The 13,219-nt window shown below is 68.7% G+C and carries 17 protein-coding genes; 12 read left to right on the top strand and 5 right to left on the bottom strand.

The window, feature by feature from the left end; translation table 11 throughout:
* The first annotated feature begins 67 nt into the window (after positions 1–67).
* Together LU699_RS09940 and LU699_RS09935 are read left to right on the top strand one after the other, a co-directional pair.
* Positions 68–349, top strand: a complete 282-nt coding sequence (locus tag LU699_RS09940; protein WP_232580149.1) for a hypothetical protein — start codon at positions 68–70, stop codon at positions 347–349.
* Between the two features lie 51 nt (positions 350–400).
* Positions 401–835 (top strand): hypothetical protein, encoded by a 435-nt coding sequence (locus LU699_RS09935; RefSeq protein ID WP_232138407.1) that lies wholly within the window; start codon positions 401–403, stop codon positions 833–835.
* Between the two features lie 71 nt (positions 836–906).
* Here LU699_RS09935 and LU699_RS09930 read toward each other — a convergent pair whose 3' ends face one another.
* Positions 907–1,122, bottom strand: a complete 216-nt coding sequence (locus tag LU699_RS09930; RefSeq protein ID WP_232138406.1) for a YdcH family protein — start codon at positions 1,120–1,122, stop codon at positions 907–909.
* 160 nt (positions 1,123–1,282) lie between these two features.
* On the opposite strand from LU699_RS09930, the gene bamE reads away from it, so the two are divergent.
* Positions 1,283–1,879 carry an outer membrane protein assembly factor BamE domain-containing protein gene (gene bamE, locus LU699_RS09925; protein ID WP_232138405.1) on the top strand — a complete coding sequence of 199 codons (597 nt, stop codon included), beginning with the start codon at positions 1,283–1,285 and terminating at the stop codon, positions 1,877–1,879.
* Positions 1,880–2,028: 149 nt separating this feature from the next.
* Here bamE and LU699_RS09920 read toward each other — a convergent pair whose 3' ends face one another.
* Positions 2,029–3,687, bottom strand: coding sequence for an ATP-binding cassette domain-containing protein (locus LU699_RS09920; RefSeq protein WP_232580148.1), 1,659 nt, complete (start codon positions 3,685–3,687; stop codon positions 2,029–2,031).
* Positions 3,688–3,924: 237 nt separating this feature from the next.
* Complete coding sequence (locus tag LU699_RS09915; protein ID WP_232138403.1) at positions 3,925–4,578, bottom strand: NAD(P)H-binding protein; 654 nt, start codon at positions 4,576–4,578, stop codon at positions 3,925–3,927.
* Between the two features lie 111 nt (positions 4,579–4,689).
* Between LU699_RS09915 and ttcA the strand changes: the two genes are divergently transcribed.
* From ttcA to LU699_RS09895, 4 genes are all read left to right on the top strand, one after another.
* Complete coding sequence (gene ttcA / locus LU699_RS09910; protein WP_232138402.1) at positions 4,690–5,598, top strand: tRNA 2-thiocytidine(32) synthetase TtcA; 909 nt, start codon at positions 4,690–4,692, stop codon at positions 5,596–5,598.
* Positions 5,599–5,739: 141 nt separating this feature from the next.
* On the top strand, positions 5,740–6,642 hold the full coding sequence (locus LU699_RS09905) for a recombination-associated protein RdgC (protein ID WP_232138401.1): 903 nt from the start codon (positions 5,740–5,742) through the stop codon (positions 6,640–6,642).
* A gap of 70 nt (positions 6,643–6,712) precedes the next feature.
* The gene (locus tag LU699_RS09900) at positions 6,713–7,483 is read left to right on the top strand and encodes a M48 family metallopeptidase (protein WP_425491161.1); all 771 of its coding nucleotides are present in this window, start codon (positions 6,713–6,715) and stop codon (positions 7,481–7,483) included.
* An 87-nt stretch (positions 7,484–7,570) separates the two neighbouring features.
* Positions 7,571–8,062, top strand: a complete 492-nt coding sequence (locus LU699_RS09895) for a hypothetical protein (protein ID WP_232138399.1) — start codon at positions 7,571–7,573, stop codon at positions 8,060–8,062.
* Between the two features lie 21 nt (positions 8,063–8,083).
* Here the strand turns inward: LU699_RS09895 and LU699_RS09890 are convergent, their stop codons facing one another.
* Complete coding sequence (locus LU699_RS09890) at positions 8,084–8,944, bottom strand: alpha/beta fold hydrolase (protein WP_232138398.1); 861 nt, start codon at positions 8,942–8,944, stop codon at positions 8,084–8,086.
* Positions 8,941–9,924 carry a ferrochelatase gene (gene hemH / locus LU699_RS09885; RefSeq protein WP_232138397.1) on the bottom strand — a complete coding sequence of 328 codons (984 nt, stop codon included), beginning with the start codon at positions 9,922–9,924 and terminating at the stop codon, positions 8,941–8,943. The genes LU699_RS09890 and hemH overlap by 4 nt, the downstream gene beginning before the upstream one ends.
* Before the next feature lie 152 nt (positions 9,925–10,076).
* Here hemH and LU699_RS09880 point away from each other — a divergent pair, with 152 nt between their 5' ends.
* From LU699_RS09880 to LU699_RS09860, 5 genes are all read left to right on the top strand, one after another.
* Complete coding sequence (locus LU699_RS09880; RefSeq protein ID WP_232138396.1) at positions 10,077–10,961, top strand: lipid-binding SYLF domain-containing protein; 885 nt, start codon at positions 10,077–10,079, stop codon at positions 10,959–10,961.
* 80 nt (positions 10,962–11,041) lie between these two features.
* Positions 11,042–11,272 carry a Sec-independent protein translocase subunit TatA gene (gene tatA / locus LU699_RS09875; RefSeq protein WP_232138394.1) on the top strand — a complete coding sequence of 77 codons (231 nt, stop codon included), beginning with the start codon at positions 11,042–11,044 and terminating at the stop codon, positions 11,270–11,272.
* A 16-nt stretch (positions 11,273–11,288) separates the two neighbouring features.
* Positions 11,289–11,771, top strand: a complete 483-nt coding sequence (gene tatB / locus LU699_RS09870) for a Sec-independent protein translocase protein TatB (protein WP_232138392.1) — start codon at positions 11,289–11,291, stop codon at positions 11,769–11,771.
* Positions 11,761–12,513 carry a twin-arginine translocase subunit TatC gene (gene tatC / locus LU699_RS09865; protein WP_268738839.1) on the top strand — a complete coding sequence of 251 codons (753 nt, stop codon included), beginning with the start codon at positions 11,761–11,763 and terminating at the stop codon, positions 12,511–12,513. The genes tatB and tatC overlap by 11 nt, the downstream gene beginning before the upstream one ends.
* Complete coding sequence (locus tag LU699_RS09860; protein ID WP_232138390.1) at positions 12,510–13,211, top strand: RDD family protein; 702 nt, start codon at positions 12,510–12,512, stop codon at positions 13,209–13,211. Before tatC ends, LU699_RS09860 begins: the two co-directional genes overlap by 4 nt.
* Positions 13,212–13,219 lie beyond the last annotated feature (8 nt).

Below are 13,219 nucleotides of genomic sequence, written 5' to 3'. Positions count from 1 at the left end.
TGTCGATTGTGTTCTCCGCAAGTCACCTCACGCTGATCGCTCGAGGCAATCCATGCATATATCCGATGTGACCGGCACGCCCTCTGATTACGCCGACACGCTGTATCGCGTGTACGTCGAGATCGCCGATCACGAGGACTTCGGCAAGCGTGTCATCGAGCGGTTTCTGAGCACGCGCGGCCGGGACATTCCGGGGCTGCAGTTCGAAGCCGATGGACTGCAGCGCATTGCGGACGGGTACGAGCTGCACCTGCCGATCCAGCTCGTGCTCGAGCTGGTGCGAGAACTGGGACGCGAGAACGTGGCGGTCCATCAGATCGTCAGGCTGGGACCGGTCGCTGTCGGCTGAGGCCCAAGCGGGATGCGCTTCGCGAGGCGCTGCGTGCGCGGGTCGCCGGACATGAGGTGTTCTCTTCTCACGGTGGTATTGGCGAGCGCAGCCTTGCTGTCGGGCTGCAGTCGCGACAGCGGGCAGACGCCACCCACGCTGGTCGCGACCGAGCCGGCTACCGAGAACGGTATCTGGCCGCTCGGCATGACGCGCGGGACCGTCGTGATCGACGGAGATTGCGTCGCGCTGCGGATCCCGGGACAGCCGACACGCGTGACCACACTCGTGTTTCCGCGCAGCTACACGCTGCAGAAGCGGTGGCGTGGCTGGGCGATTCTCACGTCGCAAGGGGATCGCTGGGGCGTCACGGGTGAGACCCGACAGGTCGGCGGCGGCGCGCTCGATGACGGCGCGGCCTCACGTTTCGTCGGCGAGGCCCTGCTGCGTCAGTGTCCCGGCCCCTACTGGCTGGTGACGCCAGATGATCCTGCCGAAATGCGGTGATCGAACTGAAGCCGCAGGGGCCGGAACAGGCAGACATCCCGCCATCCATCCGCTCACGCTGGCGTCTCGCCTCAAGCCGGCTCGTCCGGAATCATGTCCGACTCCAGCCGGGCAATGCAGTCCTTGAGCTGCAGCTTGCGTTTCTTCATGCGCTGCATCGCCAGTGCTTCGGGCGCCGGCGTGGCCTGCAGTTCGGCGATGGTGTGGTCGAGATCGCGATGTTCGGTACGCAGCCGCATCAGCAGCGCGCTTCGACTCTGATCGATGTCGGGGGTGTCGGTCGACATGCGGTGCAGCTTATCGCAACAGCGTGGCGGTTCGGAGTCTTGGCGGCGTGCGGTGCCGCTGCAACAATGCGGTGCGCCGTGCAGGGGGCCGGCGCGACGTCGGCACGTGCCGCGTGGTGCCCACCTGCGGCAGCCCCGGCCGCTTCGCCAAGGAACCAGGATGTCCCTCCGATCGAACCGTCGCGCGTCCGCGCGTCTCGCTGCGCCCCTGCTCGCCCTCGCCGCGCTCGCGGCCACCGCCCAGCTCTCCGCACAGGAGAAGTACGACGGTTATCTGTGCTGCAACCTGCGCAGCGACGGCAGCTGGATCAGCGACAGCAACTACGCCGAGAACGGCAAGCGCGTGATCCCGGTCGGCACGCCGACCAGCGTGACCGGCTACGGCCGCCACCGCGTCAACGTGCGCATCGACGGCGCGCGCCAGTCGATCGGCAACGACTACAGCCGTGACATCGCCCTGCCCGACTTCGCGAAGCGCTACGTGGTGACCGAGGATCCGGCGGCGAAGATCGCCACGTATCCGGCCAAGATCCAGGACGCGATCAAGCGCGCGAAGATCACGCCCGGCATGACCCGCGAGCAGGTGCTGATGTCGCTGGGCTATCCGATCAGCAGCGAGAACCCGGATCTGGACGCGGAGCTGTGGCGCTACTGGATGAGCAGCTTCGCCGAGTTCCAGGTGCAATTCGACGGCAGCGGCCGCGTGCGCGAGATCACTACCGATCCCAATACGCGCAATCTGGTGTGGGTGCCTTGAGGCCAACAGCATCGGGTTGAGTGTGGAACGAGACAGGCGCCGGAAGGCGTCTGTTCTTGTTGGGGGGCGACGCGACTTCACCCATCTGCGGCCGGGCGAGCTGATGGGTTTCGCTGCGCTCTACACATCGTGTAGGCGCAGTGCGTCGCTCAGGGATCGATGGTTTCCAGATGGAGGCGCTCGATGTCGAGCTGCAGGCGGTGGGTCAGCGCCAGCGCATCGAGTACTGCAGGGTCGTGGCTGACGACGACGAGTGCGCCGGGCCAGCCACGCAGCAACGCGACCAGCGCGTCGACGCTGTCGAGATCGAGGTGGCTGGCGGGTTCGTCGAGCAGCAGCAAGGGCGCTGCGGGCTGCGCCCACGCGGCGGCCGCGATGGCAACACGCATGCGTTCCCCGCCTGACAGCAGGCCCAGCGGCTGGCGCGCCCGGGCACCGGCCAGGCCGAGCAGCGCCAGCCGCGTCGCGGGCACGTCCATCGCATCCGCCTGCATGCGCAAGGCCAGCCAGTCGAGCGCCGGCATCGCGTCGGGCAGGGTGGCGAGCATCTGGTCGAGCGACTGCACCGGCACGCAGGCCTCGACGGTGCCGCTGGCGAGCGTCGCCTCGCCGCGCAGCGCGCGCAGCAGCGTGGTCTTGCCGCTGCCGTTGCGCCCCTCCAGTCCGATCCGCACCGGGCCGAACGCGTCCCATGTCAGGGCGTCGACGGGCGCATAGGCGATCGGATGCGCGCCTTCGAAACGCAGCACTCGCCGAGAGGCGGGCAACGCAACGTCGGCATCCACGAACTCGGGCGCGGGCGTGGGATCGGTCGCGGCGAACGCGTCGCGCACCGCGGTGTCACCATCGGCGAGGCGCTGTGCCAGTGCGCCGCGCGCGCGTCCAGCATGGCGTTCGGCATTGCCCTTGGCGTGGTCCAACAGCAGCGGCGACTGGTTGCTGGTCTCGCGCATCCGTTGCCCACGCGCCTGACGCTGGTCGAGCCGCTGACGTTCACGTCCCACCGCACGTTGTGCACGCGCGCGATCGGTCCGCGCCTGCGCCAGTGCATCGTCGGTCTGACGGCGCGAGGCATCGCGTGCGGCGCGCCATGCATCGAGTCCACCATCGATCCACTGCAGCCCGTCGGCGCGCAGCTCGACCAGCCGCGGCATCGCACGCAGCCACACGTGATCGTGGGTCACGACCAGTATGGCCCCTGCGCGTTGCAGGAATTGCCAGCACCAGTACGCGGACGCGTCGCTGTCGAGAAAGGTGCTGGGTTCGTCGAGCAGCAGCACGCGGGCATCGCACCATGACGCGGCGAGCAGACGCAGCTGCTGGCACTGTCCACCCGACAGCTGCGACGGATCGGAGGTTGGCGCGAGATCGGTGAAGCCCAGCGCTGCGAACGCCTCCGCCAATCGCGTTTCGAGTGCCCAGTCGTCGTCGACGCACGCCGCATCGTCCGCGTCGCCATGACCTGCCAGCAGCCGATGCAGCGCATCGAAGCGCGCGCCCAGACCCAGCAGGTCGACGACACGCGGCGGCAATGGACCCGGGTGCTGCGACAGCAGCTGCAGACCGCCGGCCACCTCGACCGTGCCGGCGCGGGCGCCGTCAGCGAGTTGCCGGAGCAGCGTGGATTTGCCGACGCCATTGGCGCCGACCAGCCCACTGGGGCCGTCGTGCAGCACCAGCGACAGATCGTCGTAGAGCACGCTGCCGTCGTCGCGCGCGGCGGACAGGCCACGGGCGCGCAGCGCAGGCACGACGGAAGAAGACGTAGACAGCGACGCGAAAGGCGCCAGGGAGACGGGCACGGACATGGAAGAACCTCGCGAACATGGGGACGCGACCCGGAGGGGTCGTCGGACTCGATGTCGGCTCAGTACTTCACGTCATTGCGCTCCTGGAAGAGGATTGCGAACGCGCTTGCTGCAATAGGCAGTCGCGCGATCGGCGTGCAGTCTACGACCGCGCGCCGAACCGTGGCATTAACGCGGGGAACCGCTCGGCGCTGTCGTCAGCGGCGCAGGTGAACTCATCCATGCGTCCGCGCGCGATCAGTCGCCGCCGACGAAGGTCTCGATCGGCACGTCTCCATCGACGAAATCCAGCGTCCGGCCCACGGTGCCCGCTGCATCCAGCACTGCGGCTGCGACCGCCGCCACATTTGCGCGCGATACCGGCGTGCCGCTGTCGGCATTCGCGCCATCGGCGATACGGCCACTGCCGGCGTCGTCGGTCAGCCGGCCCGGACCGAGGATCGTCCAGTCCAGCGCGCTGTCGCGCAGGTGCGCGTCGGCCGCGGCCTTCGCTTGCGCATAGGCGAAAAAGCCGTCGTCCGGCGCGATGCCGTGATCGAAGCCGGCGCCAATGTAGGACACCATCACGTAGCGCCGCACGCCGGCGATGGCCGCGGCATCGATCGAGCGGCTCGCCGCATCGCGGTCGACCGCATACGTGCGCGCGGCGTCGCCACCGCCTGCACCGGCCGACCAGACCACCGCGTCGTGGCCGGCGAGCTGCGCCGCGATGGCATCGGTCTGCGCGTGCTCGATATCGAAGACGACCGGCGTAGCGCCGGTGCCGGCGACGGCGTCGCGGTGGGCCGCGTTGCGGAACAGCGCGGTCACGGCGTGTCCGCTTCCGGTGAGGCGCTGGGCCAGCTGCAGGGCGACGCGGCCATGGCCGCCGATGATGACGATGCGCGACATGGCGCTCTCCGTTCAACAGGAATGGCGTCGCAGCCTTGCACGGCGCATGTTGGCGCGCGGTCGCGGAGACGTTGCCGTACGGCCGCCTGGAGCGCCCGGTAAACTGGTGCGATGAGTACCGTCCTGCCCCTGCACGAACCGCTGCCGCGCGCGCATGATCCGCGCCGCGACGCGCCGGCGGTGCACAGGCTGGGCAAGCGGCTGCGCCATCAGATGGGTCGCGCGATCGCCGACTTCGGCATGATCGAGGACGGCGACCGGGTGATGGTGTGCCTGTCGGGCGGCAAGGACAGCTACACCCTGCTCGACATCCTGCTGCAGCTGCAATCGAAGGCGCCGGTGGCGTTCTCGATCACCGCGGTCAACCTCGACCAGAAGCAGCCCGGATTTCCCGCACATGTTCTGCCGGACTACCTGAAATCGCGTGGCGTCGATTTCCACCTCATCGAGCAGGACACCTACTCGGTCGTCAGCCGGGTGATCCCGGAAGGCAAGACGATGTGTTCGCTGTGCTCACGCCTGCGTCGCGGCGCGCTGTACCACCACGCGGCGCAGCACGGCTTCACGAAGATCGCGCTCGGCCACCATCGCGATGATCTGGTCGCGACGTTTTTTCTGAACATGTTCTTCCACGCGAAGCTCGGCGGCATGCCGCCGAAACTGCGCAGCGATGACGGCCAGCATGTCGTGATCCGTCCGCTGGCCTACGCGGCCGAAGACGACATCGCCGCGTATGCGCAGGCCAGGGCGTTCCCGATCATCCCCTGCAATCTGTGCGGCTCGCAGGAGAACCTGCAGCGCAAACAGGTCCGGAAGATGCTGGATGCCTGGGAGCGGGAGACGCCCGGCCGCATCGAGACGATCGCGCGCTCGCTGGGCAATGTCAGTCCGTCGCAGCTCAGCGATCCGGCGCTGTTCGATTTCCGCATGCCCGGTGCGGGCGCAGCACCTGCCGCGCTCAAGGATTGGTTGCCCGACGCGCAGGTCGCGCCGATCGATATCGCGATGCGGGAGGCATGAACACCGCCCTCCGTGCCGCGTCGACGCAGGGTCGGCCGTCCACGTCTGCCCACGCCCGAACCAGGCACGTATCACGCCCTTTCTGACGCCCACCGCTTCCGTGCGGCGTCCTTCCCCACTTCCAATGGACTCATTAGCCCCATGTTCTTTCGCAATCTGACCCTGTTCCGCTTCCCCACCAACCTCGACCTGTCCGAACTCGACGCGCGTCTGGCGGAATTCCCGCTCAAGCCGGTCGGTCCGCTGGAGATGTCCTCGCACGGTTTCGTCTCGCCGATCAGCCGCGACGCCGACGTCATGGCGCATCGCATCGAGGACACCATCTGGGTCACCGTCGGCGGCGAAGAGAAGATCCTGCCCGGCCCGGTGGTCAATGAGCTGCTGTCGCGGCGCATCGAGGAATTCGAGGAGAAGCAGGGCCGCAAGCCCGGCGGCAAGATGCGCAAGCAGATGAAGGACGACCTGCTGCAGGAACTGATGCCGCGCGCGTTCGTGAAGCCGGTGCGCAGCGACGCACTGATCGACCTCGAACACGGCGTGGTCGCGGTGAATTCCTCCAGCCGCAAGAGCGCGGAAAACCTGGTGTCGCAGATCCGCACTGCGCTGGGCAGCTTTCCCGCGCTGCCGCTCAACGCCGAAGTCTCGCCGCGCGGGGTGATGACCGGCTGGATCGCCGGCGAACCGCTGCCCGACGGTCTGACGCTGGGCGAGGAATGCGAGCTCAAGGACCCGTCCGATCAGGGCGCGATCGTGCGCTGCCAGCGTCAGGATCTGCAGTGCGAAGAGATCACCCGCCATCTCGATGCCGGCAAGCAGGTCACCAAGCTCGCGCTCAATCTCGACGACCACGTCTCGTTCGTGCTCGGCGACGATCTGATCGTGCGCAAGTTCAAGCTGCTCGACGGCGCGCTCGATACGCTCGAGAACACCGACAACGACGACATGCGCGCCGAGCTCGACGCCCGCTTCGCGCTGATGCGCGGCGAGTTCAAGCGCCTGTTCAAGGTGCTCGAAGGCGCGCTGAAGCTGTCGAAGGCGGAGTGATCGCAGGCGCACGTGCGACGTCGACCCCAGTCGCGTCGCACGCAGCGCATACAATCCGCGCATGCCGTCCCTGTCGCGCCTGTTGTCGCGTTCCGCGAAGCCCGCTTCGATCCAGCGCGACTCGCTCCGTCTGACGCTCGAGGACGGGCGCGAGATCGAGGTGCTGCGCGTGCGCGATCCGCGCGCGCGTCGCATCCGGCTCAGCGTCAGCGAACGCGGCGCGCGCCTGACCCTGCCGCTGCGCGCGAGCCTCGTCTCCGGCGATGCCTTCCTGCAGCAGCACCGCGCCTGGCTGGCCGCGCAGATCGCAGCGCATGGCGAAGCGCTGCCCCTGCAGCGTGGCGTGACCACGCAGCTGCCGCTGCGCGGTGCACTGCATCCGCTGCGGTGGGAGAGCGGGCGGTTCAGCCATGTACGCATGGACGACGACGGCGCGCTGACGTTCGCGTCGCCCGAGCACGCCGGTCCCGCCGCGCTGCAACGCGCATTGCGCGAGTTCTACGAAGCGCAGGCCCGCGCCGACATCGGCCGCTGGCTGCCGGCCTATCTGCCGGGCCTGCCGCGCACCCCCCGACGCATCTGCCTGAAAGTGATGTCTTCGCAGTGGGGCTCACTGGCGCCGGACGGCACGCTCAATCTGGACCTGTCGCTGGTGCTCGGGGCGCCCTCGGCGTTCGAGTACGTGCTGGTGCACGAGCTCTGTCATCTGATCCATGCCGACCACTCGCGCCGGTTCTGGGCCGAGGTCGAAGCGCGCTGCCCGGCATGGCGCGACACGCGCGACTACTTCCGCGACAGCGGACGCCGCCTCAAGGCCGACCTGCACGCGCTGCTGGCCTGAGCGGAGGCCGGGCGAGCGGCCCGATGGCCGCTTCCCCGCCGCGCTCGCGTTGACCGGGATGAGCGGCCAGTGCCGCCGGAGAACCCGATGGTCCGCCTGTGCCTGGCCTTGCTGCTCGTCGTCGTGCTGCCCGGCTGCCGCCCACCCGGCGATGCGCTGGGCACCACGATCCGCTTCGATGCGCGCGGCGACCGCGTTGCGGCGACGCCGGCGCCGCCCGTCGCGCAGCGGACGACTTCGCTGGCTCTGCCCGCGGACTTCCCGAGTGACGTGCATCTGCCCGCGCGCTACGCGATCGACACGCTGACCGAGATGCCGGGCACCCAGATCATCAGCCTGCTCGCCGAAGGCGAGGTGGTGGCGCTGTCGCAGGACACCCGCCGCGCGATGGAACACGACGGCTGGCAGCGTCGGCTCGCCACGCATCACGGCGGCGACAGTGCGGTGCTCGCGTTCGAAAAGGATGGCCGCAGTGCACTGTTCGCGTTCGACCGCAACCAGCCGGCGCAACCGTCGGAAGATGCGGGGGTGATCGTCAATCTGCAGCTGCAGGATGGCGCGGCGCGACTCCAGAGGTGACGCGGCGCAGGCCGCCACCGCTCAACGCCGCAGGAAATCCCCGATCGCGGCGGCGACTTCCGCAGGCTGTTCCATGTGCAGATGATGGCCGCCCGCGATGACGGTGAGCTCGCCGTCGGGCAGCAGACGCGCGCGACGGGAGCGGTCAGGTTCGGGCAGATAGGGCTGCGGCGGATCGGCGTAGATCACACGCGTGGGGCATTCGATGCCGGCGATCAGCGCGTCGACCTGGCCCGGCGTCATGCGCACGGCGGTGGGAATCGTCAGACGCGGATCACTGCACCAGACGTGGCCGCCTTCGACGGGCTGCACACCCCGTTCGACCAGCAGGCGCGCGACGGGTTCGCTGAGCGCATTGACCCGCATGCGCGCGCGGATCGGCGCTTCGAGATCGGGGAATACGCGCAACGGACGCGTGCCCAGGCTGCGCGAGGAGATCACCGCTTCGCGCAGGCGCGGCACGGTTTCCGGTTCGATCTCCGGTAGCGCGCCCAGCGCTTCGATCGCGACCAGACGTTCGATGCGTTCGGGGACCGCGGCGGCAACGAGACTGGCGATGCCTGCGCCCATCGAGTGCCCGAGCAGTGCGAAACGCTCCCAGCCCAACGCGTCGGCGATGTCGAGCACCTGGTGCACGGCGCCGACGAAGGTGTAGTCGGTGCCGACCGGCATGTGCGCGCTGCGGCCGTGTCCGGGCAGATCCGGCGCGACGACATCCAGACCGTCGAAATACGCGGACAGCGGTACGAAGCTCGCGGCGTTGTCGAGCCAGCCGTGCAGCGCGAGCACGCGACGCGCGCCCACGGTGCCGAAGCGCAGGCCGCGCACGGTGCCGATCCCGATGTCGACCTCGAACGGCTGCGCCTGTGCGACGTCGCTCATGCGCGCAGCTCCAGATCGCGACGCGTCAGCGTGGCCAGCGCGCGCGCATGCACCGGTGCGTCGTTGAGGCAGGGGATGTAACGCAGGTCCTTGCCCCCGTGCGAGTGGAAGATTTCCGCGTTCTGCAGTGCGATCTCCTCCAGCGTTTCCAGGCAGTCCACCGCGAAGCCCGGGCACACGACATCGATCACGCGGATGCCGTCGCCGCCCAGCGCCTTGAGCGTTTCGTCGGTATAAGGCTGCAGCCATGGCTCGCGGCCGAAGCGCGACTGGAACGTCAGCATCGCTTCATCCGGCGCGAGGTCCAGCGCCTGCACGATCGCATCGACACTCGCGCGGCACTGCATCGGATACGGATCACCGGCATCGGCCAGCCGCTGTGGAATGCCGTGGAAGGAGAACAGCAGACGCTCGCCGCGGCCATGCGTGTCCCAGTGCGCACGGATCGATCCGGCCACGGCGTCGACCCAGTCCGGATCGAGGTGGTAGTCGTCGCGCATCTGCGCGATGCCGGTGGCGCCGAAGATTTCGTCGACCACGTCACGCACCGATGCCGTCGTCGTCGTCGAGTACTGCGGATACAGCGGCAGCACCTGCACCCGCGCGTGGCCCGCGTCACGCAGCCGCGTCAGCACGCTGCGCAGCGACGGGTTGCCGTAGCGCATGGCGTAGACCACCTCGGCATCGGGCATTTCCGTCTGCACCGCCTTCGTGAGACGCGCGGTGTGGACCGCGAGCGGCGAACCATCCTCCATCCACACACCGGCATAGAGCTTCGCCACGCGCGGGGAGCGGAACGGCAGGATCACGAAATGCAGGATCGGGCACCACAGCCAACGGGTCAGCGCGACCACACGATGGTCGTGCAGGAACTCGGCGAGATAGCGGCGCACCGCTTTCGGCGTCGGCGCGTCGGGCGTGCCGAGATTGACGAGCACGACGGCGTCGCGCGCGGCGTGCGGAGAGGGGGATTCGGACATCCCCATAGAATGGCAGGCGCACCGGCGCAATGGCAGCGTCCGGGTGCCACGGAAAAACTCATGTGCGATTCATTGCACCGTCACTAGCCTGAATCCGTTCTGCGTGCGCTTCCCGGCGCGCGTCCGATTCGCGCCCTTGCCCCGGAGCCACCATGACCCGTCCGTTCCGCCACACCGTGCTGGTTGCCGCCCTCGCCACCGCGTTCGTCGCAGGTCCCGCCGTCGCCGGTCCGACCGAAGACGCCCGTGCGCAGAACGCGGTGCGCGTGCTCAACGAGATCCAGGCGATTCCCGAATCGGGCATCCCCGACAAGCTGCTCGACGAAGCGCGGGCGATCGTCGTCATTCCCGACACCATCAAAGCGGGCCTGATCATCGGCGGCCGTCGTGGCCACGGCCTGATGTCGGTCAAGACGCCGGAAGGCACGTGGTCGAGCCCGTCCTTCGTCAAGATCACCGGCGGCAGCATCGGTTTCCAGGCCGGCGTGCAGTCCTCCGACGTGGTGCTGGTGTTCCGCAACGAGCGCAGCCTGGAATCGATCGTCAACGGCAAGTTCACCCTCGGCGCCGATGCCGGTGTGGCCGCCGGGCCGGTGGGCCGCAACGCCGCCGCGCTGACCGACGGCCAGCTCAAGGCCGAGATCTGGTCGTGGTCGCGCGCACGTGGTCTGTTCGCCGGTGTCGCGCTCGATGGTGCGGTGCTGCAAATCGACGACGACGCCAACATCGCCGTCTACGGCCGCAACACCACACCACGCGCGATTCTCGAGAACCGTCCGGGCACCGCGCCTTCGAGCGCGGTCGTCGATTTCCGTGACCGCCTGGAAGAAGCCAGTGCCACGGCACGCGTCTCGCGTGGCGGCACCGCGGTGCCGGTCGCGCGCAGCGCGCAGCAGCCCGCGTACACGCCGGCGATCCAGGACGTGCCGGAAGCCACCACCGCGCCGGTGCAGCCGCAGCAAGGCCAGCCGTCGACGCAGGGCTTCCAGAACGTCGACGATCAGCCGGCGACCGTCGAACCGCTGCCCGAATACTGAAGTGCAGCGCGCACCCGCACGCTGCGTGCGGGTGCGGTGCGTTATCCTTCGAGACCACCCGCAGCTCCCGGAATCCCGCCATGGGCAGTTTCAGCATCTGGCATTGGGCCATCGTTCTCGTTGTCGTCCTGCTGGTCTTCGGCACCAAGAAGCTGCGCGGCGCCGGCCGTGATCTCGGCGAAGCGGTGAAGGGCTTCAAGAAAGGCATGCACGACGACGAGACCCCCGAGCGTCTCGACGACCGTTCGCAGCAGGACGCCGCGGCCCGCGAGGCCGACAGGACGCGCCACGACGACCTGCCGCCGCGCTGACGCGGGTTAGCGGTCGATGTTTGGAATCGGTACCGGCGAACTGATGATCATCGCGCTGGTCGCGCTGATCATTCTCGGTCCCGAGCGGCTGCCCAAGGCGGCGCGTTTCGCGGGCTTGTGGGTGCGCCGTGCGCGCGCGCAGTGGTATTCGGTGAAGTCGGAACTCGAACGCGAACTCGCGGCCGAGGATCTCAAGCGCAGCGTGCGCGATGCGCAGCGGTCCATCGCAGACGTCGGCACTCAAGTGCGCGACGCCGAGCAGCACGCGCGAAGCAGTCTGGACGAAGTCCGCAAGGAAGCCGGCGATCTCGTCGCCCAGGCGCGTCGCATGTCCAGCGAGCCGCCGGCGACGCATCGCAGCCTCGACGCCCTGCCCGATCCCGCGCCGCCTGCGGATCCGCCGTTGCCGCCGGACGCGATCGCCGGCGATCCCACGCGTCCGCCGGTTCCGGTGACAGCCATCGCCGACGAGGAGACCGATCGTGGCGCTGCACGCTGACGAAGACGGCGGCGAAGGCAGCCTGATCGACCATCTGATCGAACTGCGCATGCGCCTGATGCGCGGTCTGGCCGGCACCGGCATCGTGCTGCTGTGCCTGCTGCCGTTCGCGAACAAACTCTACGGCCTGCTCGCCCAGCCGCTGCTCGACAAGCTGCCCGAAGGCGCGCACCTGATCGCGATCGAAGTCGCGTCGCCGTTCTTCGCGCCGCTGAAGCTCGCGTTCTTCACCGCGCTGGTCGTGACCATGCCGTGGCTGCTCTACCAGGCCTGGGCCTTCGTCGCGCCGGGCTTGTACAAGCGCGAGAAGCGGCTCGCGATGCCGCTGCTGGCGTCCGCGGTCGCGCTGTTCTACATCGGCTGCGCGTTCGCGTTCTTCCTCGTGCTGCCGTCGGTGTTCAAGTTCCTGACACTGGTGACGCCCGATGGCGTGTCGATGATGACCGACATCAACGCCTATCTGAATTTCGTGCTGGTGATCTTCCTCGCGTTCGGTCTGAGCTTCGAGCTGCCGGTCGCGCTGGTGATCCTGGTGCTGCTGGGCTGGGTGACCACCGACCAGCTGCGCGAGGCGCGCGGGTATGCGGTCGTCGGCGTGTTCGTGCTGGCCGCGATCATCACCCCGCCCGATGTCGTGTCGCAGCTGATGCTGGCGATTCCGATGTGCCTGCTTTACGAGGCCGGCATCATCGCCGCGCGCCTGCTCGCGCCCAAACCCGGCGCGGTGCGCGACGAGGCATGAGCCCGCCGGTCGCCGCGCCCACACCGTTGCTGCGCCGCTACACGGCGTGGTCGCTGGATGCGGCGGCGATCGGTGTGCTGGTCGTTGCGCTGATGCACCGGCGCCTGTGCGAAGCACTCGAGACCTGCGGACGCGCGATCGATGCACTGGCGCAGGCGATGGCCGCACTGATGCAGCAGACACTCGACCTCGCCGCGTCGCCGGCCGCGCTGTTACAGGCATGGATGGCGGATCCTGCGCTGCAGGTCGCGACCACCGCACTGGCGCTGGCGATCACCTCGCTGACCCTGCCGACGATGGCGGTGTTCGCACTGCTCGCGCTGGTGTGGTTCACCGCCTTCGAGGGCTCGCGCTGGCAGGCCACGCCGGGCAAGCGCCTGCTCGGTCTGCAGGTGGTCGACGACGACGGACTACCGCCGGGCTACGTGCGCGCCGGCCTGCGCACCGCGGCCGGCCTGCTGTCGTGGGTGAGCCTCAACATCGGCCATCTGATGGCCGCACGCGCGCCGCGCTACCAGGCCCTGCATGACCGCATCGCCGGCACCCACGTGGTGCGGCTGACGGATGCGCCGATGCCGATGCCGGCACGCCTGTGGCTGGTGCTGCAGCCGCCGGTGTTCTTCCTGCTGCTGGCGCTGCTGATGCACCAGATCGACCAGAGCGTCGCCGCCGCGCTGGACGCGACGCTCGGGTACTAGGCGGGCGT

It is taken from the genome of Luteimonas fraxinea, from assembly GCF_021233355.1.
GTDB lineage: Bacteria > Pseudomonadota > Gammaproteobacteria > Xanthomonadales > Xanthomonadaceae > Luteimonas > Luteimonas fraxinea.
Note: the sequence above shows the minus strand (reverse complement) of the source record. Positions and strands in the feature narration are given on the sequence as shown.